Annotated in this window: 22 protein-coding genes; 16 read left to right on the top strand and 6 right to left on the bottom strand. The window is 32.9% G+C overall.

The window, feature by feature from the left end:
• Positions 1-71 precede the first annotated feature (71 nt).
• Positions 72-629 (top strand): RNA polymerase sigma factor, encoded by a 558-nt coding sequence (locus ACXAFS_RS08030; RefSeq protein WP_475306290.1) that lies wholly within the window; start codon positions 72-74, stop codon positions 627-629.
• Positions 626-2,041 carry a hypothetical protein gene (locus ACXAFS_RS08025; RefSeq protein ID WP_475306289.1) on the top strand — a complete coding sequence of 472 codons (1,416 nt, stop codon included), beginning with the start codon at positions 626-628 and terminating at the stop codon, positions 2,039-2,041. The genes ACXAFS_RS08030 and ACXAFS_RS08025 overlap by 4 nt, the downstream gene beginning before the upstream one ends.
• A 16-nt stretch (positions 2,042-2,057) precedes the next feature.
• On the opposite strand, the gene ACXAFS_RS08020 is transcribed toward ACXAFS_RS08025, so the two are convergent.
• Complete coding sequence (locus tag ACXAFS_RS08020; RefSeq protein ID WP_475306288.1) at positions 2,058-4,229, bottom strand: tetratricopeptide repeat protein; 2,172 nt, start codon at positions 4,227-4,229, stop codon at positions 2,058-2,060.
• A 170-nt stretch (positions 4,230-4,399) separates the two neighbouring features.
• Here ACXAFS_RS08020 and ACXAFS_RS08015 point away from each other — a divergent pair, with 170 nt between their 5' ends.
• From ACXAFS_RS08015 to ACXAFS_RS07985, 7 genes are all read left to right on the top strand, one after another.
• Positions 4,400-5,512, top strand: coding sequence for a DUF2891 domain-containing protein (locus ACXAFS_RS08015; protein WP_475306287.1), 1,113 nt, complete (start codon positions 4,400-4,402; stop codon positions 5,510-5,512).
• Positions 5,512-6,735: an Nramp family divalent metal transporter gene (locus ACXAFS_RS08010; RefSeq protein ID WP_475306286.1), complete on the top strand. Its 1,224-nt coding sequence runs from the start codon at positions 5,512-5,514 to the stop codon at positions 6,733-6,735. The genes ACXAFS_RS08015 and ACXAFS_RS08010 overlap by 1 nt, the downstream gene beginning before the upstream one ends.
• Positions 6,732-7,472, top strand: coding sequence for a 5-oxoprolinase subunit PxpA (pxpA, locus tag ACXAFS_RS08005; protein ID WP_475306285.1), 741 nt, complete (start codon positions 6,732-6,734; stop codon positions 7,470-7,472). Before ACXAFS_RS08010 ends, pxpA begins: the two co-directional genes overlap by 4 nt.
• A 6-nt stretch (positions 7,473-7,478) precedes the next feature.
• On the top strand, positions 7,479-8,207 hold the full coding sequence (gene pxpB / locus ACXAFS_RS08000; protein ID WP_475306284.1) for a 5-oxoprolinase subunit PxpB: 729 nt from the start codon (positions 7,479-7,481) through the stop codon (positions 8,205-8,207).
• A complete protein-coding gene (locus ACXAFS_RS07995; protein ID WP_475306283.1) occupies positions 8,200-9,045 on the top strand; it encodes a 5-oxoprolinase subunit C family protein in 846 nt (281 codons plus the stop codon). The genes pxpB and ACXAFS_RS07995 overlap by 8 nt, the downstream gene beginning before the upstream one ends.
• Before the next feature lie 86 nt (positions 9,046-9,131).
• A complete protein-coding gene (locus tag ACXAFS_RS07990; protein ID WP_475306282.1) occupies positions 9,132-9,629 on the top strand; it encodes a hypothetical protein in 498 nt (165 codons plus the stop codon).
• Positions 9,630-10,286: 657 nt separating this feature from the next.
• Positions 10,287-11,111 (top strand): sensor histidine kinase, encoded by an 825-nt coding sequence (locus tag ACXAFS_RS07985; protein WP_475306281.1) that lies wholly within the window; start codon positions 10,287-10,289, stop codon positions 11,109-11,111.
• Here ACXAFS_RS07985 and ACXAFS_RS07980 read toward each other — a convergent pair.
• The 3 genes from ACXAFS_RS07980 to panB form a co-directional block, all read right to left on the bottom strand.
• Positions 11,108-11,812, bottom strand: coding sequence for an RluA family pseudouridine synthase (locus ACXAFS_RS07980; RefSeq protein WP_475306280.1), 705 nt, complete (start codon positions 11,810-11,812; stop codon positions 11,108-11,110). The genes ACXAFS_RS07985 and ACXAFS_RS07980 overlap by 4 nt on opposite strands.
• Before the next feature lies 1 nt (position 11,813).
• Positions 11,814-12,170: a four helix bundle protein gene (locus tag ACXAFS_RS07975; protein ID WP_475306279.1), complete on the bottom strand. Its 357-nt coding sequence runs from the start codon at positions 12,168-12,170 to the stop codon at positions 11,814-11,816.
• A gap of 68 nt (positions 12,171-12,238) precedes the next feature.
• Positions 12,239-13,057, bottom strand: coding sequence for a 3-methyl-2-oxobutanoate hydroxymethyltransferase (gene panB / locus ACXAFS_RS07970; protein WP_475306278.1), 819 nt, complete (start codon positions 13,055-13,057; stop codon positions 12,239-12,241).
• Between the two features lie 107 nt (positions 13,058-13,164).
• Between panB and ACXAFS_RS07965 the strand changes: the two genes are divergently transcribed.
• Positions 13,165-13,623, top strand: a complete 459-nt coding sequence (locus ACXAFS_RS07965) for a nuclear transport factor 2 family protein (protein WP_475306277.1) — start codon at positions 13,165-13,167, stop codon at positions 13,621-13,623.
• A gap of 96 nt (positions 13,624-13,719) precedes the next feature.
• On the opposite strand, the gene ACXAFS_RS07960 is transcribed toward ACXAFS_RS07965, so the two are convergent.
• Together ACXAFS_RS07960 and ACXAFS_RS07955 are read right to left on the bottom strand one after the other, a co-directional pair.
• Entirely contained in the window at positions 13,720-15,144 is a 1,425-nt protein-coding gene (locus tag ACXAFS_RS07960) for an L-serine ammonia-lyase (protein WP_475306276.1), read from the bottom strand.
• Positions 15,145-15,249: 105 nt separating this feature from the next.
• A complete protein-coding gene (locus tag ACXAFS_RS07955; protein ID WP_475306275.1) occupies positions 15,250-15,744 on the bottom strand; it encodes a hypothetical protein in 495 nt (164 codons plus the stop codon).
• A 208-nt stretch (positions 15,745-15,952) separates the two neighbouring features.
• On the opposite strand from ACXAFS_RS07955, the gene dnaK reads away from it, so the two are divergent.
• The 6 genes from dnaK (at position 15,953) to ACXAFS_RS07925 (ending at position 23,313) form a co-directional block, all read left to right on the top strand.
• Positions 15,953-17,857, top strand: coding sequence for a molecular chaperone DnaK (dnaK, locus tag ACXAFS_RS07950; protein WP_475306274.1), 1,905 nt, complete (start codon positions 15,953-15,955; stop codon positions 17,855-17,857).
• 217 nt (positions 17,858-18,074) lie between these two features.
• Positions 18,075-18,623, top strand: coding sequence for an RNA polymerase sigma factor (locus ACXAFS_RS07945; RefSeq protein WP_475306273.1), 549 nt, complete (start codon positions 18,075-18,077; stop codon positions 18,621-18,623).
• Positions 18,610-19,365: a hypothetical protein gene (locus ACXAFS_RS07940; RefSeq protein ID WP_475306272.1), complete on the top strand. Its 756-nt coding sequence runs from the start codon at positions 18,610-18,612 to the stop codon at positions 19,363-19,365. Before ACXAFS_RS07945 ends, ACXAFS_RS07940 begins: the two co-directional genes overlap by 14 nt.
• On the top strand, positions 19,365-20,423 hold the full coding sequence (locus ACXAFS_RS07935; protein WP_475306271.1) for a hypothetical protein: 1,059 nt from the start codon (positions 19,365-19,367) through the stop codon (positions 20,421-20,423). Before ACXAFS_RS07940 ends, ACXAFS_RS07935 begins: the two co-directional genes overlap by 1 nt.
• Before the next feature lie 209 nt (positions 20,424-20,632).
• A complete protein-coding gene (locus ACXAFS_RS07930; protein WP_475306270.1) occupies positions 20,633-21,937 on the top strand; it encodes a phenylacetate--CoA ligase family protein in 1,305 nt (434 codons plus the stop codon).
• Positions 21,937-23,313: a hypothetical protein gene (locus ACXAFS_RS07925; RefSeq protein WP_475306269.1), complete on the top strand. Its 1,377-nt coding sequence runs from the start codon at positions 21,937-21,939 to the stop codon at positions 23,311-23,313. The genes ACXAFS_RS07930 and ACXAFS_RS07925 overlap by 1 nt, the downstream gene beginning before the upstream one ends.
• The last annotated feature ends 2 nt before the right edge of the window (positions 23,314-23,315 follow it).

Below are 23,315 nucleotides of genomic sequence, written 5' to 3'. Positions count from 1 at the left end.
GGTTATTGATTGTTTAATAGTAAATATTAATAAATTTATTACTTATAGTAAACATCTAGATTAATACCAACTTGGATAATAAACTTCGTATACTCGTACAAAAATGTATTGAGAAAGATAGGGAAGGGCAGCGCGAATTATACACGCTGCTTTCACCTGTATTGTATGGTATTTGTCTAAAATATATGAAGAATAAAACCGAAGCAGATGATGTTTTTCAGGATGCGTTTATAACACTTTTTCAAAAGATAGATCAATATAAATTTAAGGGAAGTTTTGAAGGTTGGGCAAAACGCATTTTTGTAAACGAGGCCTTAGAGGTTTTGCGTAAGAAGCAGCGTCAATTACATATTGCTGTGAATACTGAAATTCAAATTGAAGATAATTATGATAATACAAGTGAGAATAACAGAATTTCAATAACACAAAACGAATTAATAAAGCACATACAGCAGTTGCCAGATAATTATAGAATGATTTTTAATCTTTTTGTTTTTGAAGGTTATAGCCATAAGGAAATATCTGAAAAATTAAATATAGCGGAAGGCACATCTAAGTCATTATTAAGTAGAGCAAAAAATTTGTTGCGATTAAAAATAAATGAGGAAACAAGTAAAAAAGTATCATGAAGAAGGATAATATAGAAGAGATATATAGCGAACTAAAGTCCTTTGCTCAGGAACCTCCAAAAGAGCTGTGGGATAATATAGAAGCTAGGTTACACCCAAAAAAGAAACGTAGAGCAGCCTTTTGGCTTTGGGGCTCAGCAGCAGCAATATTGGTGTTGATGTTAGCATATACATTTTTTAAGCCAGGAAATGATGGTGTTAATATACCGATTAATGAACCGGTTGAAGAGATTTCAGGCACAAAGCAACCAAATGATGAAACAGATAATGTAACAGATCAATCTGATACAATTAATGATGAAATTGTTACTAGTAAAACAAGTAAAGATTCTATCGAAGAAATAATAAAAACTACAAATAAAGCTTTACAGCAGTCAAGCTATAAGAGCCAATTAGTAAATAGTGAAACTTCACAGCAATCAAAAAATAATCATGAAGAGAATAAGCTGAATAAATCACTATTTAAAGAAAACATAAGTAACAAAAGTAAAATAGCTAAAACTATTGATGGTAAAAGCAGAGATAATATTAGATCTGAGCAAGATAAAAATAGTGAGCTCATTCCTAATTTATTAAGGAAAAAAGAAAGCTTAATAGAAAAAAGTAAAGAGACTGTGATTGCTGGAGTAGATTCTATTACAACTGATAAAACAGCTGTAAAACTAGATTTGTACGAAGAGTCAATGGCAGAACATAGTAAAGAAAAGGATTCTGTAAATACTGATGTTGCAAATAGTGCTAAATGGTCAGTAGAAATTTTAGGAGGATTATCTAACACAGCTTCAGACGCATCTTTTCAGCAAACATCTGTAAATACGAGTGCCCAAAATGATTTTGTGTATGCTTTTAAAGTGGGTTATTCAATATCAGATAAGGTACAGATAAAGACAGGTGTTGGGAAGAATAATTTAGGTCAACAAGTAAATAATATTGCTTATGCAACAGCTGATGGATCCCTATCGTCTAATGAAGGTCAGACCATTGTAAGTGATGAGTCTTTAGTGTTCTTTGGTTCAACAGAGTTAGCTAGCAATGATGCATCATTTAATGAATTTAGTGAGAATGGAACCTTGCAGCAACAGCTCGATTATGTACAGGTTCCTTTAGAGGTTTTTTATAAGCTACTTGCTAAGGAAAAATATGATGTATTACTTGGTGTTGGTGGTAATGTTAATTTTATATCCGACAATAAGGCTTACCTCAATGGTGAAGAAATAGGTGAAAACATAGGTGTTGACAATACTATTTTTGGAGCTACTTTAAGCACCAACTTTTCTTACTATTTATCCAAAAAGACTGTGTTGTTTTTAGAGCCAAGCTATAACTATTTCGAAAAGCCTATAGATAATAACGCTCAAAATTTTAAAAACACACAGCTAAGGATTGTATTTGGGCTACAATTTAAACTTTAAAAAAGTATAAATTAGCCTAATCGTTTTTTAGAAAATAGTTAGTGACATTGGCGTTGTCTCCAGAGTTGTGAACCCATTCAAATTTTAGCTCTTTCCCGATAATAAAGCTATAGCTCTTTGAGGCCATTTTACCAGATGGTTCTTTTTCAAATGCCATAATAGTGCCCAAACGGGTTAAATCCATGTATCGATTTTCTGAAATTGGGAGTAATTCTACTTTAGCTAACTCGGTCTTGTTGTCTTTTCGTTTGTAATAAAACTTACCATCTTCTATCCAAAACTTCCTTGGACCATAATCACCAGAAAACGATTCATTTTGCTTTAATATGGTGGTTTTGTCATTGTCTTTAATGTACTTTAAATATGAAATTATATTGGGTATATAACCATGTTTGGGATTTTCTACTTGTGCTTTTTCATAAAGCTTTAAAGCATTTTCAAAGTCGCCATCATCAAATGCTTTATGTGCATTTCGTATTGACTCATCTTCTTTCCAGTACCAATAAGAGTTAGTGCTATTGTAATTAATTTGATTAAAATCAAGCCCAATAGGCTTACCAGAATCACTGAGTATGAGGTCGCATTTTTCCACACCATCATTTAAAAAACCAGATACAGCAGAGTTTTCTCCTGCAGGAAAAAATGCTTGCATAGTTTGATTTTTAACATACTGTATGAGTCGGTTGTTTTCTATCCAATACATTTGTTCTTGCTCGTTAAAGCTTGCTCTGTAAGTGCCTTCAAACTTCTTTAATCTAGAGATATCATAGCCTTTTTTCTTAAGGTAAGCAATGGCAGTATCATATGCCTGTGCTCTATACTTTGTGTAAGGATAAAGTGATTTGATATCCTCTAAAAGTTTTTCTGCCTTTTTGATGTTACCCTTAAAAATTAATGGTTGAAGTCTAAAGAGTTTCAAATTTGGGCTTAAAAGTTCATATTTTTTAATCTCTTCAATTAGCATATCGTCATTACCACTTACTAAGGCTGCTGTGGCTAGATTGGTGCCTGTATCAGCATTTTGGTCAATATCAAATAATTTAAAAGAAGATTCATAAAACTTGTCAGTTTGTTTGGTTTCACCGTAAATGCTAAAAAGTACGTCGTTGTAAAATTCGTTATGTGGATCAACCTCTAATTGTAATTTTACCTGCTCTGTAGCCTCATCAAAATTTTCATAAGCTAAATTTCGTTGTATGTAAACTTCTAGCTGCTTTTGTAAAGGCAATCGTGTTCTATATTCAAAAGCTTTGTCTGCTAAGTCCTGTACTTCTAGTTTTCCTCTACTGACACGTAATGAGCGTTTTGCATATTCTAAATAAGCCAATGCAAACCTTTTGTCTATAGCTACAGCTTTATTGTAGTTACCTTCAATAAACTCTCTAACAGCTTCTAAAGAATCGCTCATAAATTCATTGATAGGATAATCTAGATAGCGTAATTCTTTACTTTCAACAAAGCCGGAATTTTCTATTACAAACAAAGAGACTTCGTCAATAAGTGGTAGTAGATCTTTGCCTGTAAAAGTGTTTTCTTTTAATATTTTTCCATTGTTTGCTTTTCGCTTGTAAGCAGTAATACTATAGTTTTCTCCTTCTTTTTTAAAGCTGCCATCAATATAAAAGTCATTAAAAATAGTTGACTCTTCAATCTTTGTAGAAGTGTCTGTGTAGAAAGAAAAATCTGGACTCAGGCTTTTGTTCTGACTTAAGTCTTCTTCTAAGAGCCTTCCAATACCATATCGCATCCAGTCTATAGATTTGTCCTTGCTTAGATTTTTAAATCCATAAATAGGTACACCAATTCTAAATTCTTCCTTAGTTATAGTTTTGGTCTGTGCTTTTCCAGACTCGTCTGTATAATTAATTTCTTTTGTTGTGGCGCCCAAATCACTATTACCAAAACCAAAATAAAGACCTATGAAGAGTAGAATAAAATTAAGAGGAATAAGAATTTTTTCTCTCAGTTTTACAATTCTTTTACTCAAACGCTCTTGGTGATAAAAGTAGATAAGTAACGATGGACTAATACCAATAAAAAACCACAATAAAATATCTACCCAATGTGGAGATATGTTGTAACGGTTTAAAATCCAATCTACAAACTGAAGAAAGGTCCATGCCGCAACCAGATAGGCTGCAAAGAATTTCAGTGTATTAATCCATTTCTTTTTGGCTTCAGGAGTCATGTTTTTCTAATAGCTTTTTTTTGAAAATACAATGTAAAATTCACCATTAAAGATAAACAGTATTGTGAGTATATCAAGAGTAATCAGCCAAAAGTTATGTAAAACTACTTTTTAATGTATTTTTACTAAGCTATCAAATACCATTAAAAGTATTTATACACATATATTATATGAAATATTTTAAACTTCTATTAGTGCTTCTTCTGTTAGTCAATTGTCAGAATTCAGAAGACACAACTAAAAAAAATGCAATTGAAGAAAAAGTAAAAATTGTTGAGGTTCCTAGGTTAAACCTTGAGCAAGCCAATCGCTTAGCAACATTGCCAATTCATTGCATTAATACCGAATATCCTAATAAGCTAGGGCAGGTTTTAGGTGGTAATGAAGATTTAAAATCTCCACAAGAATTGCATCCTGCGTTTTATGGTTGTTTCGATTGGCATTCTGCTGTGCATGGGCATTGGAGTTTGGTGAAACTGTTGAAAGAATTTCCAGATTTGAGTAATCGTGAAGCTATTATTCAAAAATTATCAGCTAACATTTCAAAAGAAAATATTCAGCAAGAGGTTTTATATTTTAAAGGAAAACACAACACATTTTACGAGCGTACTTATGGTTGGGCTTGGTTGCTAAAACTGGCAGAAGAACTGCATACTTGGAGTCATCCTGAAGCTAAAACCTTAGAAGAAAACCTTCAACCTTTAACCGATTTAATTGTTGAGCGTTATTTGGAATTTTTACCAAAACTGAATTATCCAATTAGAGTAGGAGAGCATCCTAATACTGCTTTTGGGTTGAGTTTTGCTTATGACTATGCTTCGTCAGTTGAGAATACGCAGCTAAAAACTTTGATTGAAACCAGAGCAAAGGAATTTTATTCAGACGATCAAGATTGTCCTTTGGAATGGGAGCCGAGTGGTTTCGATTTTTTATCACCTTGTTTAGAAGAAGCTGCATTAATGAAGCGTGTTTTAGCTAAAGATGAATTTTTGTCTTGGGTGAATGATTTTCTTCCAGAATTAAATAATGAAGATTTTGATATCGAAGTTGGTAAAGTGTCAGATAGAAACGATGGTAAGTTGGTGCATCTCGATGGAGTGAATTTTTCAAGAGCATGGAGTCTAAACTACATTGCGAAGGATTTACCAGAGTTTAATCATCTTCAAAATTTAGCAAACAAACATATTAACTATTCTTTGCCAGGCATTGTTGGCGATAGTTATGAAGGAGGGCATTGGTTAGGTAGCTTTGCTATTTATGCGCTAAACTCAGTAAGTAATTAATGAAAAACTGGTTCAAAAATAATGGGCCAGGACCTTTGGTAGCGGCTGCATTTATTGGTCCAGGGACTGTAACCGTTTGTACTCTAGCAGGTGTTAATTTTGGTTATGCCTTGCTTTGGGCAATGGTATTGTCGGTTTTTGCAACCATAGTTTTACAAGAGATGGCAGCACGATTAGGAATTATTGCCCAAAAAGGATTATCTCAGGTTATTCGAGAAGAGGTAAAAAGTCCTGTTTTAAGAGGTTTTAGTGTTGTTTTAGTATTATCTGCCATTGTTGTTGGTAATGCGACTTACGAAGCAGGAAACATCAGTGGAGGTGCGTTGGGTTTAGAAACACTTTTAGGGCATCCAACCGTTAGTGTGTTTAATGTAGAGTTGTCTGTTATTCCATGGGTATTGGGTTTTCTAGCCTTTATATTATTGTACTTAGGAACTTATAAAGTGCTTGAAAAAGTTTTAGTGAGTCTCGTTATTTTAATGAGTTTGGCGTTTATGTCAACAACAATTCTTACCAAACCAGATGTTATCAGTATACTGAAAAATATGCTGGTACCACAATTTCCTGATGAAGGTATATTAACCATTGTAGCGCTTATTGGTACAACTGTAGTGCCTTACAATCTGTTTTTGCATGCGTCTTTGGCAAAAACGAAATGGAACAAGAAATCAGATATTCAATTAGCAAGAAAAGATACTGTTTTAGCTGTGGTTTTAGGTGGTATTGTTTCTATGAGTATTATTATTTCTGCAGCAGCTATACAAACACAGCATGTTACTAATGCGACAGACTTGGCAAAAGGATTAGAGCCACTTTTTGGGACAAATGCCAAATATTTTTTATCGGTTGGCTTATTTGCAGCAGGAATCACAAGTGCCATTACAGCTCCTTTAGCTGCAGCTTATGTGGCAAGTGGTTGCTTGGGTTGGAAAGCTGATTTAAAATCTTTACGATTTAGAGCAGTTTGGATGTTTATCATAGGGCTTGGAGTTGTATTTTCCTCAGTTGGTTTTAAATCCATAGAAATTATAAAATTCGCGCAAGTTGCTAACGGTTTGCTTTTGCCAATAATAGCAGGCTTTTTATTGTGGATTATGAATAAATCCTCTGTTTTAGGAACGTATAAAAACTCAAAATTTCAAAACTTTTTAGGCTTAATTATTTTAGTAATCACTATCTTATTGGGACTAAAAGGAATTTTAAGTGTTTTCAATCTTATATGAGTTTTAAAACCATTGATATAAATGCAGATGTAGGTGAGGGTTTAGGTAATGAAGTTGCATTGATACCTTATTTATCGTCGTGTAACATAGCTTGTGGTGGTCATGCAGGTGATGCCAAAACCATGACTGAAGTAGTGCGTTTAGCAAAAAAACATAAGGTGAAGATAGGTGCGCATCCTTCATTTCCTGATCCATTGAATTTTGGAAGGGCAGTTATGGATATCTCTGCTGTAGATTTGTACAGTAGTTTAAAATCGCAAATCCGAAATTTGCAACAAATTCTGCATAAGGAAAATGCACAATTGCATCATATAAAACCACATGGTGCGCTTTATAATTTAGCAGCTAAGGACGAAAAAACTGCAAGAATAATTATCGAAGTTGTGAAAAGTATTGCTATGCCAATTCAACTTTATGTGCCCTATAATTCTGTGATTTCTAAACTTGCTGAACAGGAAAAAATCAGCGTTACTTTTGAAGCTTTTGCAGACCGAAATTATGAAGAAAATTTAAGCCTGGTTTCACGTAAAAAAGAGGATGCAATTCTGCATGAAAATTCAAGAGTTTTGAACCATATTTTAGGGATGATTCATCGTGAAAAAGTAACTGCAATTAATGGAGTAGAAGTGCCGATAAAAGCATCAACATTTTGTGTGCATGGAGATACTAAAAATGCAGTTGAAATTTTGAAATTTTTAAGCAAAGAACTACCAAAATATAATGTAAAAATTCAATAGTTTTTTATGGATTATGAATTGAAGTTTTCGCGTTATAATGAGTACTCTATTTTAATAGAATGGCCTGCAGTAATGGATGAAAATATGTTGAAAAACATATTGAATTACAAAAAATCGATTCAAAATTCATGTATTAAATCAATTGTTGATATAATCAATACATATAATTCATTATTAATAATTTACGACTTAACTATTGATGATGTCTATGGTGAAATTTCAAGATTAAAATCACTAAAAATTGAAGCAGATACTAATGAAGAGTCGTCATCAAAATTATGGCGAATACCTGTCTGCTATGATGATGATTTTGGCATAGATTTGGAAGCGTTTTCTAAAGAAAAACAGCTTTCAAAAAATGAAGTTATTGAGCTTCATTCTTCTGCAATATACACTATTTTTTTTATTGGTTTTTTGCCTGGATTTTTATACTTGGGTGGACTTGATAAGAAGCTTTATTTAGATAGAAAATCTACACCTAATTTAGATATAAAAAAAGGGTCTGTTGGTATAGGTGGAAACCAGACCGGAATCTATCCAAAAAACAGTCCTGGCGGATGGCACATTATTGGCAAAACTCCTGTTGATTTTTTCAATGCAAAAAGTAGTCCTCCATGTGTTTTTAATGCAGGTGATAAACTTCAGTTTTTTGCAATTTCAAAAACGGAATTTTTAGACTTAGAACAGGATATTAAAAACAATAAATTTCAACTAACACCAGAATTGTATGCTTAGGATTTTGCAAGCAGGATTTTTTTCAACCATACAAGATCTAGGGAGGTTTGGTTACAGAGATAAAGGGGTTCCTGTTTCTGGCGCTATGGATTTGTATTCTGCGCAGTTTGCAAATGCGTTATTAGGTAATGCTAAAGATGCTGCGCTTATTGAAATGACAATGCTTGGTGGGAAATTTCAGTTTTTAGAGCGAACTGTAATTGCGGTTTCAGGTGCTTTTATGAATCCAACATTAAATGGCGACGCTGTGCTTCAGAATAAGTTAATTAAGATCCAACCGAATGATGTATTGTATTTCGGAGGTGCAGAGAAGGGCTTCAGGACATATTTGGCTGTAAAAGGCGGTTTTAAAACCGAAACGATTTTAGGTAGTAGAAGTATGTGTCCATCTGTTACAACTCACAGTGTTATAAAAAAGGACGACCACATTATTTACGAGCCTTTTCAAGGTGTCGAAGAAGCTTTGTCTAAAGTAAAATATCAAGATTCGCACTTAGAATCAAATATTTTAGACGTTTTTGAAGGTGTAGAGTTTGATATGCTTTCAGAAAATCAAAAGCAACAATTGTTTTCAAAAGATTTTTTGGTTTCAAAAAATAACAATCGTATGGCATATCAGTTAGAACCTCTACTAGATAATAACTTAAAACCTATATTAAGTTCACCAGTTTTACCTGGTACAGTACAGTTAACACCTAATGGTAATTTAATTGTTTTAACGAGAGATTGCCAAACTACAGGAGGTTATCCTAGAGTGTTGCAATTAACTGAAAGATCTATAAATATACTAGCTCAAAAAACTTCAGGAAATACATTAAATTTTAGATTAAAAGAGTAAATTTGTAGGAAAATATACAATAATAGTTTTGTTTCTTTCATAATTTCAATATATTAGGTTAACTATTAATTAAAACCTCAACAATTATGAAAAAGCTATTATTGCTATTGGTAGGTCTGGTTTTAGGAATTGCCGCGACTTACTATTATTTATCAACCAATCAAAATTTAGAAGAAATGGCAAACCCAAAGGGATTAATTTCTCCATCTGAAATTGAAGCATTAGATCAGGCTTACAACAGTAGACACACCATTATTAGTGATTCTTTAATAAAAACACCAGATAATAGGTCATCTTGGTATTCTATAGAAGAGATTGAGTCTTACATAGCGTATGCAAAAAAACAAGCAGATTCTTTAGGTTACACCTTAGATGGATTAAGACTTTATGCAGGAGCTCATCCAGATACTAAAGAAGGTCCAGGATTAATGACTATGTTTTTTGTACCAACAGGTTCGCAGAATATTTCTGAAGGCTCTATGATACCGATAGCTCAAGGTGGTGGAAGTAATGATATACAAGGTGCTGATGGGCTTAATAAGGGAGGTAAAGGAGATCCACCGAGTGCTAATTATCCTCAGTAGGCCAAAATAAGTGTCAAATTATTTACTAGCAATTCATATTGTTGAGTTAATTGCCGCTCTTGCAGGTACTTATTACTATCTCAAGACTATGGATAAACAAATGAAAATTTTCATTTGGTATCTATGGCTTGTGGTTTTTGTTGAAACTGTTGGGATGTATGGTCATGTATTACTAAACAATTATGATTACGATTGGTTTGTATGGCTAAAAAACAGTGTTTTTTGCACTAATACTTGGTTGTATAATATCTATTCATTTGTCTCAATTCTAATATTCGGAAAGTTTTTTAGAAATATTATTCATTCAAAACCATCTAAAATTATCATTAAAACCACAGTTGTTTTATATGTGATTTTCACAATTTCATATTTTTTAATTAGTGAGACGTTCTTTGAGAAGTCATTACCTTATGATGAATTTTTGGGAACATTTGCCGTTCTTATCTTTGTAATTTTATATTACAAACAATTATTGGCTAGTAATAAAATTTTGCTTTTTTACAGATTACCAGTATTCTATATAAGTTCTGGGCTACTTTTATTTTATTTATGTGTAGCTCCACTGTTTACTTTTGATACTTACTTTTACGAAATAAATAAAGGATTCATACATTTTAGACAAGTTTTCATGTTCCTTATTAATATGTTTTTGTATTCATGCTTTACATTTGCTTTCTTATATACTATTCAATTCAAAAAAGAATAACGGAAGAGGAGATTGCATTAATTGTATATGTTGTCTTTTTTGTATTAACTATTGTTGTTGTTTTTGTTGTTTTCTTTTTGACCTTTCAAAAGAGAAAAAACCAACTATTATTAAAAAACATTCAGCAGCAAAAACAATTTGACGAAGAGCTTATAAAAACACAACAGGAAATTCAGGAGGAAACGCTCAAGAATGTTGGTAGAGAACTGCACGACAATGTTGGTCAGTTATTAGCCTTTGCAACTATGCAAATGAATAGTGTGTCTCGTAATGCTACTGAAGACCTTAAGCCTAAAGTGGAGAATGCTTCGGAAGCTTTAAAGGAAAGTTTGGCTGAAGTCAGAGCTTTATCGAAATCATTGAACAGTGATGTGATGCAGAATTTGGGTTTTAAAACGATTTTAGAAAATGAAATCAATCGCTTAAATAAATCAGGCTTAATAGAAACATCACTTAAAATTGAAGGCAAGGATCAGAATCTTGAGAATAAAAAAGATGAGATTATCTTATTTAGAATTTTACAAGAATTTTTCTCTAATACCTTAAAATATGCTGAAGCTGAAACCCTAAAGGTTTATTTAGAATATGCTACCGATAAACTCAAAATTAAGGTTGAAGATGACGGAGTAGGTTTTGATCTTGAAAATGCAGAACAAGGTTCAGGTATGACCAATATGAAAAAGCGAGCAGAGCTTTTAGAAGCAGAATTTAATTTAGTGTCACAACCAGATAAAGGTACAGTACTAACTTTGATTTACCCTTACAGAAACGTTTAATTTTCGCAAGCTTGCCACAAAGCATCTTCTGGTAAGGGTGCAATAATGCTAAGTTTTTCTTTCTTCACAGGATGTGTAAATTCCAGTTTTCTTGCATGTAAACTTATGCTGGCATCTTTGTTACTTCTTGGAAAACCATACTTTAAATCTCCCTTTATAGGGCACCCAATTTTAGATAACTGACAACGGATTTGGTGATGTCTTCCGGTTTCTAAATCAATTTCAAGCAAGTAGAAATTATCTAAGGTTTTAATAACGCGATAATTTAAAATCGCTTTTTTACTGCCTTCAATTTCTTTGTTAAAGGCAGTTGACTTGTTGTTTTTTGGGTTTTTCTTCAACCAGTTAACCAGTCGGTCTTGAGATTTCGGTAGTTTGTTTTTTACCAAAGCCCAATAGGTTTTATTGGTTTTCTTTTCAGCAAATAGTTTATTTAAACGAGGTAAGGCTTTACTGGTTTTAGCAAAAAGTACAATACCAGTAGTTGGTCTGTCTAAACGATGCACAACACCCAAATATACATTACCAGGCTTGTTGTACTTGTTTTTTAAAAAGTCTTTTACAATATCGCTTAGCGGTTTGTCTCCAGTTTTATCACCTTGTACAATATCACCTGCACGTTTATTAACCACTATGATGTGGTTGTCTTCATATAGAACTTGTAAGTTAGATTTATTAGATCTCCTAGATGCTTTAGACATGTTAGATGTATAGAGAAGATTTAAATTTTGAAATCATTTTTATAATTTCATTTAAGTCATTGTTTACTTGCTTTAATTCTTGTTCTGAGATAAATTTTAAATCATAAGCAATTAATAACTGCGTTTCTATTTCATAAGCTGAACCTATTGATATAGTTAAGAATCTAATAAAATCTTTGTTAGAAGGTCTTGATGAGCCTTCTGCAATATTTGAAGGAATAGAAACAGAGGCTCTTCTTAATTGATTTACTAAACCAAATTTTTCTGTCTCTGGAAAATCAGCTGTTAATTTATAGATTACAGAACAGAAAGCTCTACTTTTTTGCCATATTTGAAGTTCTTTAAACTTATGCACCATAGAAATTAATTTAGTAAAAAAGAGTGATCTAACCAGTCTAAAAATCTAACCAATCTAATAAGCCTAATTTAATACTGTTCTTTCTCATTAGGAAAATCCTGACTCTTTACATCCTCAACATATTGACCTATAGCACTTGTCATTTCTTCATATAAATTCATGTAGCGACGTAAAAATCTAGGATTAAACTCGTGAGTCATACCAATCATGTCATGCAATACTAAAACTTGTCCATCAACACCATCTCCAGCACCAATTCCAATAACAGGAATACTTACGCTCTCAGCAACTTCTTTAGCCAAAGCAGCAGGAATTTTTTCTAATACAATGGCAAAGCAACCTGCTTTTTCAAGCATTTTCGCATCTTCTCTCAAGCGTTGAGCTTCTTCTTCTTCCTTAGCTCTAACCGTGTATGTTCCAAATTTATAAATAGATTGTGGAGTAAGACCTAAATGACCCATCACAGGAATACCAGCATTTAAGATACGTTTTATGGAATCTTTAATTTCTTTACCACCTTCTAATTTTACGGCATGCCCACCAGATTCTTTCATAATTCTAATAGCAGAACGGAGCGCTTCCTTAGGATCGCTTTGGTATGTTCCAAAAGGTAAATCTACGACTACTAATGCTCGGTCTATGGCACGTACTACAGAAGATGCATGGTATATCATTTGATCTAACGTTATTGGTAGTGTTGTTTCATGACCTGCCATAACATTACTAGCAGAATCGCCAACTAAAATAACATCAACTCCAGCACCATCTACAATCTTTGCCATCGTATAATCATATGCGGTCAGCATTGAGATTTTTTCGCCTCTAGACTTCATGTCTACAAGGCTTTTTACGGTGATTCTTTTATATTCTTTTTTTGCAACAGACATATTTTTCAAAATTTGTGTTTGTAAAAATAAAGAGATTTGTTAAACTTTTGTTTATTAGAACTTAGAAATACAGACGAAATATTTAATTTCAAAAAAACTATAACAAGATGAAAAAATTATCAGTCTTTATTCTTTTATGTTTATCATTAAACACACAAGCACAAAATTTAGATTCTGAAGCTGTAAAAATAGCTATAACGGACTTTTTTGAAGCTTTTCACAAGCAAGACACTACGGCCTTAAAAACCATGGCAAAAGGTGATATAAAGTTGCAGTCTATTTCGGTAAACAAGGAAGGGAAATCAGTATTAACAGAAAGTGAATACAGTCAGTTTTTAAAAAGTATTGCAAGTATCCCAAAAGAAAACAGATTTGAAGAAAAGTTGTTAGGCTTCAATATTCAAGTAGATGGAAATATGGCAAATGCTTGGACACCTTACGAATTTTGGTATAATGGAAACTTTAGTCATTGTGGTGTTAATTCCTTCCAACTAATAAAAGAGGATGACAAATGGAAAATTATTTATTTAGTAGATACTAGGCGAAGAGAAGGGTGTCAAAAGTAGATTCTTATATTTTTAGAACTTTAGATTTCTAGATTTATAATAGATTCTAATACGTCTTACAAATCTAACCAGTCTAACTAATCTAAAAAGTCTAATTTAACAATCACTCAAATGCACACCAACAGCTAGTCCTCCTTCAGAGGTTTCTTTGTATTTTGTATTCATATCTTTAGCGGTTTCCCACATGGTATTTACCACTTTGTCTAAAGGAACTTTCACATTATTAGGATCGGTTTCTAAAGCTAATTCTGCAGCATTGATGGCTTTTATAGCACCCATAGAATTACGTTCTATACAAGGTATTTGTACCAATCCACCAATAGGATCACAGGTAAGGCCAAGATGATGTTCCATAGCAATTTCAGCAGCTACTAAAACTTGTTCTGGTGTTCCGCCAAGTAATTCGCACAATGCACCAGCAGCCATTGCAGAAGATACACCAATTTCGGCTTGGCAACCTCCCATTGCAGCACTTATAGTAGCACCTTTTTTAAAGATGCTACCGATTTCACCAGCAACGAGTAAGAATTTTTTGACATGCTCAAAATCGGCATCATGGTTTTCAATTACCATGTAGTACATTAATACAGCAGGTATAACACCAGCACTACCATTTGTTGGTGCTGTAACCACACGACCAAGCGATGCATTAACTTCATTAACTGCCAAAGCAAAACAGCTTACCCATTTTAGGATTTGTCTAAACTTTACTTCGGTTTTTCTGATCGTTTTAAGCCATTCTTGAGGACTTTCGTAGGTATAATCGCCAATCAAATTTTTGTGCATATCATATGCACGTCTGCGCACGTTAAGTCCACCAGGAAGTGTACCTTCTGTATGGCAACCAACGTACATACACTCTAGCATGGTATCCCAAATGCGTTGCAATTCAAAATCAATGGTTTCTATATCTCTTATAGACTTTTCATTTTCTAAAACAACACCAGAAATAGGTAAATTAAGCTGATGACAAAATTTCAACAATTCATCTCCATAAGATGTAGGATAAGGAAACGTACAGTAAAAAACTATTTTATTAGCTTTTGAAACTTTACGTTCTTCTTGTACCACAAATCCGCCACCAATAGAGTAGTAGGTTGATTTGTAATTTCTACCGTTAATTAATGCTGAAAATGACATGCCATTAGCATGAAAAGGTAAGAAGTTACGATTAAACTTAATGTCTGTATTAACATCAAAAGCAATAGGTCTTTCGTTGTTAAACATTAAGGTGTTGGTGTTTTTTATTGAAGAAATAATAATATCTATAGTATCAACCGGAATACGCTCTGGATCAGCACCTGTTAAACCAAGTAAAACAGCGAGATCTGTAGCATGGCCTTTTCCTGTTAAAGACAATGAACCATATAGGTCTACGGTTATTTTTTCTACTTTATGAAAACGATTTTTGTCTTTCAGTTCTTTGATCCAACGTTCAGCTGCACGCCAAGGTCCTAAAGTGTGAGAACTCGATGGTCCTACACCAATTTTTAGCATATCAAAGACAGAAATACATTCCATTAAATTCAATTTAATTGGACAAATATACTTTATTGTTTGATTCTAATATGAATAAAAAAAGCGATGATAATTATCATCGCTTGACTTATTTTCTATTGTAAACAATTACTGTACATATTGTACAACATCATTATAATTATTGATATCTATATCACTGCTATTTACAAAATCTACTGGTAAAATAACTATTCTAAATATTTGGTCTAATCTATCTTCATCTAAAAGTGAATCAAAGTTGAATGTAGATGGCGCATCAAGATAAATTGTAACAATATCATAATTGTGTTCAAAATTATATTGAAATTCTCCACCATCGTTAGTGTAAACAGTCTCAGGTAATGGTTTCCAAACATCAAATCCATCTACTTGACCAAGAAATCTGTAGACTAAAACCATGTCTGTCTCAAAGAGTTCTATATCAAGAGGAATTTCTAAACCTACTGTATAATCATTTGTAGAGGTGAAGTTTATTGTTCTTTCAAATGACTGACCAACAAAGTTCACACCATTAGCACCAGGAGGTCCCTGAGGTCCAGGATCACCTTCACAGGCAGTAAATAATAAAGTAAATACGGTAATTAAGGATAAAATACGCTTCATAATAACTAAATTTTTTTCAATAATACATCAAATCGTATTCCAAAGTATAGTTTCAAACAACTTTATTTTTTAGTTTTCAATTTCGTCTTCAACTTCGATTTCGATTTCAAGGCTGACATCATGTCACTTTTTTTGTCATGGCATAATCATTGACTATTAGTAAACGAGTTTAAAAATTAAATACACAAAAAATATATACACTAATATTATGAGTAAGATTATTGGAATTGATTTAGGAACAACCAACTCTTGCGTTTCTGTAATGGAAGGTAACGAGCCAGTTGTAATCCCAAACGCTGAAGGTAAGAGAACTACACCTTCGGTTATCGCTTTCGTAGAAGGTGGTGAAATTAAAGTTGGTGATCCGGCAAAAAGACAAGCAGTAACTAACCCAACAAAAACGGTTTATTCTATTAAGCGTTTTATGGGTAACAAATATTCTGAGTCTAAAAACGAAGCAGAACGTGTACCATATAAAGTGGTAAAAGGTGATAACGATACACCAAGAGTAGATATCGATGGTCGTTTATACACTCCACAGGAATTATCAGCTATGATTCTTCAAAAAATGAAGAAAACTGCTGAGGATTACTTAGGGCAAGATGTATCTGAAGCTGTTATTACAGTACCTGCTTACTTTAACGATGCGCAAAGACAAGCAACAAAAGAAGCTGGTGAAATTGCAGGTTTAAAAGTTCGTAGAATTATTAACGAGCCTACTGCGGCAGCATTAGCTTACGGTTTAGATAAAAAATCTACAGATCAAAAAATAGTAGTATTCGATTTTGGTGGTGGTACGCACGATGTTTCTATCCTAGAGTTAGGTGATGGAGTATTTGAAGTATTATCTACAGATGGCGATACACACTTAGGTGGTGATGATGTAGATGAAAGAATCATTGATTGGTTAGCAGAAGAGTTTATTGCGGACGAAGATATGGACTTACGTAAAGATCCAATGGCTTTACAACGTCTTAAAGAAGCTGCTGAAAAAGCTAAGATAGAGTTATCATCTTCTGCACAAACAGAGATTAACTTACCTTACGTAACAGCTACAGCGAGTGGACCAAAGCACTTGGTACGTACATTAACACGTTCTAAATTTGAGCAGTTAATCGACGATTTAATTAAACGTACTATTGAGCCTTGTGAAACTGCGTTAAAAGCAGCAGGTTTATCTAAATCTGATATTGATGAAGTTATTTTAGTAGGTGGATCTACACGTATACCAGCTGTACAAGCAGCAGTAGAGTCTTTCTTCGGAAAAGCACCAAGTAAAGGTGTTAACCCAGACGAAGTTGTATCTCTTGGTGCAGGTATCCAAGGTGGTGTATTAACAGGTGATGTAAAAGACGTTCTTTTATTAGACGTAACTCCATTATCTCTTGGTATCGAAACTATGGGTAATGTAATGACTAAGTTGATTGAAGCTAACACTACGATTCCTACAAAGAAATCGCAAGTATTCTCAACTGCAGCAGACAATCAGCCATCGGTAGAAATTCACGTATTACAAGGTGAGCGTCCAATGGCAGCAGATAATAAGACAATCGGTCGTTTCCACTTAGATGGAATTCCACCAGCAAGAAGAGGAACACCTCAGATTGAAGTAACGTTTGATATTGATGCCAATGGTATTATAAAAGTATCTGCAGAGGATAAAGCTACAGGTAAGAAACAAGATATTAGAATTGAAGCATCATCTGGATTAACAGAAGAAGAAATTCAAAAGATGAAAGCTGAAGCTGAAGCTAATGCAGAAGCAGATGCTAAAGCAAAAGAAACTGCTGATAAATTAAATCAGGCAGATGGAATGATTTTCCAAACTGAGAAGCAGTTGGAAGAATTTGGCGATAAATTATCTGATGATAAGAAAAAGCCAATCGAAGATGCTTTAGCTGAATTAAAATCAGCTTACGAATCTAAAGATATCACAGTTATAGAACCAGCTTTAGAGAAAATAAACGAAGCTTGGAAAGTAGCTAGCGAAGAAATGTACAAAGCACAAGCAGAAGCTCAAGGCGGAGCTGCAGGTCCTGATGCAGGAGCGCAAGGTCAGCCAACAGACGAAGCTAGCGATGTAGAAGACGTAGACTTCGAGGAAGTGAAATAATTATTTGTCATTCCTGCGAAGGCAGGAATCTAGAATAAAATTAAACGCAATCATTCATTTGGTTGCGTTTTTTTATTGTGGTGATATAGCCTGTAATTTATAGGGTTTATCATATTTTTAGTTCTAAATAAAAAAAAAATTGACCATCCATCCAACCTTTTTATTATCAAAAGCGTTTTTATTAATAGAAAGCGAAAGGATGTCAAAACTAATTTCTATGAATCAAAGTGTAAACGAGCTTATAAGGTTGGCTAAAAAGTCTAACCAAAAGGCGCAACTCGCACTTTATGATTTATACGCACCAAAAATGCTTAGTACGTGCAGACAGTATATAAAAGACTTACAGTTTGCAGAAGATACTATGTTGATTGGATTTCAGAAAACCTTTCAAAATTTAAATAAGTACGAACCTACGGGAAGTTTTGAAGCATGGTTACGAAAAATAATGATTAGAGAATGTATTTCGTATTTACGTATTCGTAAAAACAAATTCGATGTAGTAGAAGTTTATGATCATCATTTTTCTGTCCAAGTCGTTGAAAACTATGATGAGACTTTAAAAGATGTTCAGAGTGCTATTGACAAATTACCTGTAGGATGTAAAACGGTATTTAACCTATTTGTTATAGATGGTTATAAGCATAAGGAGATTGCCGAATTACTAAAAATAAGCGTGGGAACTTCCAAGTCTCAACTAGCACATGCAAAGTCTTTATTGAGAGCACAGTTAGCACATTTAAAGCCAAATAATTATGGAATACGATAATACAGAAGATTTAATTAAGGAAATTATTGGCAATCGAGAAATAACACCTTCGGACAATGCCAGAGAGCGCCTAATAGAAGCTTTAAATGCAAAGCAGAAGAAAAAGAGAATGGTTTGGTTACCATATGCCGTAGCTGCTTCAATAATTTTGATGTTGTGTTTTGTGGGTGCAAAAATGATGTTTGGAAGTTTAGATGATGAGGCACCTATTCAAAAAATAGTAAATGAAGAACCACAGCAACCAATTAATGAACAGCCAACAAATATTGAGGACAAATTAACTCAAACTAAGGAGGAAGAATCGAACAAAATTGTTGTACTAGAAGAATCAGAGAAACTACCATTAATTACTGCTAAAAAAAGCGTATCTCAAATAAAAGAAGAATCTTTAATTTCAAGAGAAGAAAAAGATAATAAGCTGGTCGTTGTAGAAGAAAACAGAGATGTTGTAAAAAAGCCAGATACACTAAACCGTAAATTACCTAAACACTTTATTTATATCACAGCAGAGGATTTGCTAGCATCCACAGCTACTGATAGTAGTTCATTAAAGCTTAATGGTACTCTAAAAAAAACAACAGAAAAATATGTAGAGTCTGATGCGCTTTTAATTGAATTAGAACGCCAATTATTTGATGAAAAGAATAAAGGGATTTTTAATAGAGCCAGTAGGGAAATTAAAAAAGTAAAGGAAGCCTTTGCAAACAGAAATTTTGAAAAACAAGAATTAAAAAATTTGTAATGATGAAATATATAATAATCACATTATTAGCTCTAATATCTTCACAGACTATTTGGTCTCAAAATGAGATATTTGAAAAACAAGCCTCTAATATTGCTTCTAGTATAGACTCTATCTCCAAAGCAGAGAAAAAAGCCTTGAAAAAAGCCATAACCCAAATTGATAAAAAGCTTAAAAAGAAAGAAATAACTGAAGAGGAAGCGGAAGCTAAAAAGAAAGAACTGGCAACGTACCACGCAGATAGAATAAATAAAGCTATTGCTACCCAAGAACAAAGATTGCAGTTGCTGGTTAAGAATAGACTTAACGGCACACTAGAGTTAAGTGATAGTGAATCTAGAAATGCCTTTACACGGAGTTTTGAGAATATTAATTATTATAAAGACAGTGTTTCTGGTATTAAAATCGAAAAACGATGGACGTCTCAATTTGTTATTGCTTTAGGTGTCAATACTGTTATTAATGGAAACAATGACTATTATGGCGATGGTTTTGATACCAACCCATTAGGATATGGAGAAGTGGGAGCAACCTTTAAGTATAGATTAAAGGAAGATACCAACTTGTGGAATATAAAATTTGGTTTTATGAATATGATGACAGACCTTACTTTTAATAATGATGATGCTGTTCTAGTTACTAATCAAGGTCAAACCACTATTGAAGATTCGGGTTTAAATCTCAAAAGTGCACGACTTAGCTATTTTAATATAGGTATACCCTTATTTTTAGAACTTGATTTTTCAAAACCTAAGTATGATAAAAAAACAGATCAAACCTATTTACGTTCGCAAGAAGGTTTTAGGATAGGAATAGGAGGTTTTGCAGCTTACAGGCTATTTACCAGGCAATGGATATCATATAAAGAAGATGGAAAACGCATAACAGAAATACAGTGGGATGATTTTAACACTAATAAGTTCACCTATGGACTCAATGCCTATATAGGTTACAAAGACTTTAGTGTGTTTGTAAAATATGATATGAATCCAATATTTAAGAATAATCCTGTTGATATTAATAATCTTGCAGTAGGATTAAGAGTTGATTTTAATTAAAAAATGAGATTGCTTAAAGGCGTTAAGTAAGGGTTTTTGTCATTCATCTTAAAGCAGAATCTAAAGTAAATGAAACGCAATCATTCATTTGATTGCGTTTTTTTTTCACTTTATCTATAATTATTAATGAAAGTCTATCTTTTTAGTATAATTGTTTCATAAGCCTAATAATTAATGTGTTAGGCTTTGTTAGCTATTAATCAATTATAATGAAAAGAGGCATAAACCTTAGGCAAAAGATATTTTGGCTCAGTGACTCCGTAAAAGGAAATCCAGTTAAAACAGAGTTGAATAATACCCAAAAGCTACTTGATAACTCAAAACCTATTTCTAATTCTATAGAGAGTACGATAGAATACTTGCTACAGCACGCAACAACTTCAACACATTTTTACAAAGGGCTTAATCCTTTAGATGGATTAGATAGTTTTCCGGTTATCAATAAAAACATTATTAGAGATCATTTTGATGAATTTAAATCTTCAAAATATGATATCTCAAAATGCAGAAAAGTCTCTACAAGCGGTTCTACAGGTTCTCCTTTTAGTGTATATCACAACAAAGAAAAAATTCAGAAGAATATAGCTGATAATATTTATTTCTCAGCGAAATCTAATTACCAATTAGGTGACTTTTTGGTATACGTGAAAATTTGGTCAGATACGTTTAGTTTGAAGAAAAAACTAGATTTTCAGTTAAAAAACATGTATCCTTTGAGTGTTTTTAATCTTTCTGATAATGAATTAAAAACGTTTATCGAAAAGCTAAACAAACAATCCTCAGAGGTTTGTTTTATAGGCTATGCTTCTTGTTTCGAAAAAATCTGTAAGTATCTAGACAAGTTAGAAGAGAACCCAATTACTTTCAAAACAAAATCAATAATTACAATCTCTGAAGCTTTAAATGATTACACAAGGAATTCCGTAAAACAATATTTTGGTACTCAACCGTTATCCAGATATTCAAACAACGAAAATGGCATTATTGCTCAACAAATAGAAGAAGGTGATTTAAGATTTAAGATCAATGACTCTAGTTATGTTGTGGAAATTTTTGATTTGAATTCTGATAAAAAATTAGATTATGGTCAACGTGGTAGAATTGTAATTACGGATTTATACAATTGGGCAACACCACTAATTCGATATGATACAGGAGATGTTGGTATAATGCAATTAGATGAAAATAATAGACCTTATTTTACAGAAATTTCAGGTAGAGTTTTAGATTTACTATACGATACTAAAGGAAATATAGTACCATCTCATCTTTCTGCTAAACTTTGTAAATATGGACAATACAAACAATTTCAACTAGTTCAAAAAGATAAAAAAGCATACGAAGTTAACCTGAATACTGATAAAAAAGTAGACGAGAAACAATTGGTAGAAGAATATAAGTCTTATTTTGGGGCTGATGCCGAGATTACAATTAATTACGTAGATGATATTCCATTATTAAACTCAGGGAAGCGTAGGGAAGTGGTTAACGAGTATTACAATTCAATTAGTTAATGGGTAAGAAAACCGTTTACTTCATCTTAGGATTGCTTGCCTTTGGTTTTAGATTGTTTCAAGAATTTCAATCGTCTATCATCAAAGGTATTAATGGAGGTTACTATCCTGTACAGGTTAGAAGTATTTTAGAGCAAGGTCATTTAGCTATGAATGACATGCCTTTAATATTCTATATCAACGCATTGTTTGTAAAGGTTTTGACTTTTGTTTTTCCTTCACAGTCTATAGAGTATCTTATTATTTTAGGAATTAAAATATTGGGTGCGCTGAGTATTCCTTTATTGGTTATTCCACTATATAAATTAATCAATAACTATCTTGAATTTGAGTTACCAAAATCTTTTGAATATACAATTGTTGCATTTGCATTATTCTCGTTTTCACCACTTTATTTAGGTGCAGAGATGATGAAAAATGCTTATGCAATTGTTGGGTTTACATTCTTTTTGTACTTGTTTCTGAAGTTTTTCGAGGACAAATCAGCAAAGCACGGATTACTTATACTTTTAGTTCTATTTTACATTGCGTTCACACATTTTGGTGTATTTGCGATATCTATCATTTTCCTTGTGATATATTTAATTTCAGCATATAAGGTAAAAGCTGTTGCTCCAATTCTTATAACTGCAATTATAGGGTTTGCTATTGTCTGGTGGTTAGATTCATTTAGAGCATTTAACGCAATTAATATTTTTGAAGAGTGGTTTGGTTTACCATGGAGAATTGCTTTCTATCCTGCTGGTATTGCTAGTTTTATTTTAAGTGCTTTAATTGGTTTGGTGTTGTTTTTAGCTATTAGAAATCTAAAAGTAGAAACCAGACAAAAGCATTTGTTTACAATATTTTTGTGGTTTATTGCTTTGTTGTCAATACCATTATTACGTTTTGAACTTTGGAGACGCTTTAACCTCATGTTGTTTATACCGCAATTAATCGCTTTGATTTTAGTGTATCCATACCTAAAAGCATCATACAAATCAAAGTTTGTTGTTTTGCTATGTGTATTTATAGGAATATCAGTAATTTATAATCTTATATTTCCAAAACAGAATAGCATAAGCGTTGAATCTTACAATGATTTAGTTGTAATGAAAGCAAAAATTCAGAATCCAGATAAGACGATTGTTATGGTAAGACATGGTCTTGATTGGTGGGTAGTTTGGCAACTAAAAACTAAAGTAGGACAGGCTCATCTTAAGGTTGATGAGTCTATAACTTCTAAGTATGATGAGGTTTTGTTGTTAAGACAAAGCAAAGGTCATAACGATTTGTATCCTGGTCCAGGAAGTCCGTTTTTTAATCCTTCAGTCCCTGAAAATAGTATACTTTTGTACACCTCAGAGTATTTTGATTTGTACAAATGGTCTGAGTGATT

The sequence above is a fragment of the Winogradskyella sp. ABM4_392 genome (genome assembly GCF_056160445.1).
This window is presented reverse-complemented; position numbering and strand designations above follow the sequence as displayed.

Excerpts from the sequence above, each read along its gene's own strand:
- ACXAFS_RS08020 (WP_475306288.1), bottom strand. The coding sequence starts at position 4,229 with ATGACTCCTGAAGCCAAAAAGAAATGGATTAATACACTGAAATTCTTT.
- ACXAFS_RS07965 (WP_475306277.1), top strand. The coding sequence starts at position 13,165 with ATGAAAAAATTATCAGTCTTTATTCTTTTATGTTTATCATTAAACACA.
- ACXAFS_RS07955 (WP_475306275.1), bottom strand. The coding sequence starts at position 15,744 with ATGAAGCGTATTTTATCCTTAATTACCGTATTTACTTTATTATTTACT.
- ACXAFS_RS07985 (WP_475306281.1), top strand. The coding sequence starts at position 10,287 with ATGCTTTACATTTGCTTTCTTATATACTATTCAATTCAAAAAAGAATA.
- panB (WP_475306278.1), bottom strand. The coding sequence starts at position 13,057 with ATGTCTGTTGCAAAAAAAGAATATAAAAGAATCACCGTAAAAAGCCTT.
- ACXAFS_RS07960 (WP_475306276.1), bottom strand. The coding sequence starts at position 15,144 with ATGGAATGTATTTCTGTCTTTGATATGCTAAAAATTGGTGTAGGACCA.
- ACXAFS_RS07930 (WP_475306270.1), top strand. The coding sequence starts at position 20,633 with ATGAAAAGAGGCATAAACCTTAGGCAAAAGATATTTTGGCTCAGTGAC.
- ACXAFS_RS08010 (WP_475306286.1), top strand. The coding sequence starts at position 5,512 with ATGAAAAACTGGTTCAAAAATAATGGGCCAGGACCTTTGGTAGCGGCT.
- ACXAFS_RS07990 (WP_475306282.1), top strand. The coding sequence starts at position 9,132 with ATGAAAAAGCTATTATTGCTATTGGTAGGTCTGGTTTTAGGAATTGCC.
- ACXAFS_RS08025 (WP_475306289.1), top strand. The coding sequence starts at position 626 with ATGAAGAAGGATAATATAGAAGAGATATATAGCGAACTAAAGTCCTTT.
- ACXAFS_RS07995 (WP_475306283.1), top strand. The coding sequence starts at position 8,200 with ATGCTTAGGATTTTGCAAGCAGGATTTTTTTCAACCATACAAGATCTA.
- dnaK (WP_475306274.1), top strand. The coding sequence starts at position 15,953 with ATGAGTAAGATTATTGGAATTGATTTAGGAACAACCAACTCTTGCGTT.
- ACXAFS_RS07975 (WP_475306279.1), bottom strand. The coding sequence starts at position 12,170 with ATGGTGCATAAGTTTAAAGAACTTCAAATATGGCAAAAAAGTAGAGCT.
- ACXAFS_RS07935 (WP_475306271.1), top strand. The coding sequence starts at position 19,365 with ATGATGAAATATATAATAATCACATTATTAGCTCTAATATCTTCACAG.
- ACXAFS_RS07940 (WP_475306272.1), top strand. The coding sequence starts at position 18,610 with ATGGAATACGATAATACAGAAGATTTAATTAAGGAAATTATTGGCAAT.
- ACXAFS_RS07945 (WP_475306273.1), top strand. The coding sequence starts at position 18,075 with ATGAATCAAAGTGTAAACGAGCTTATAAGGTTGGCTAAAAAGTCTAAC.
- pxpB (WP_475306284.1), top strand. The coding sequence starts at position 7,479 with ATGGATTATGAATTGAAGTTTTCGCGTTATAATGAGTACTCTATTTTA.
- ACXAFS_RS07980 (WP_475306280.1), bottom strand. The coding sequence starts at position 11,812 with ATGTCTAAAGCATCTAGGAGATCTAATAAATCTAACTTACAAGTTCTA.
- ACXAFS_RS07925 (WP_475306269.1), top strand. The coding sequence starts at position 21,937 with ATGGGTAAGAAAACCGTTTACTTCATCTTAGGATTGCTTGCCTTTGGT.
- pxpA (WP_475306285.1), top strand. The coding sequence starts at position 6,732 with ATGAGTTTTAAAACCATTGATATAAATGCAGATGTAGGTGAGGGTTTA.
- ACXAFS_RS08015 (WP_475306287.1), top strand. The coding sequence starts at position 4,400 with ATGAAATATTTTAAACTTCTATTAGTGCTTCTTCTGTTAGTCAATTGT.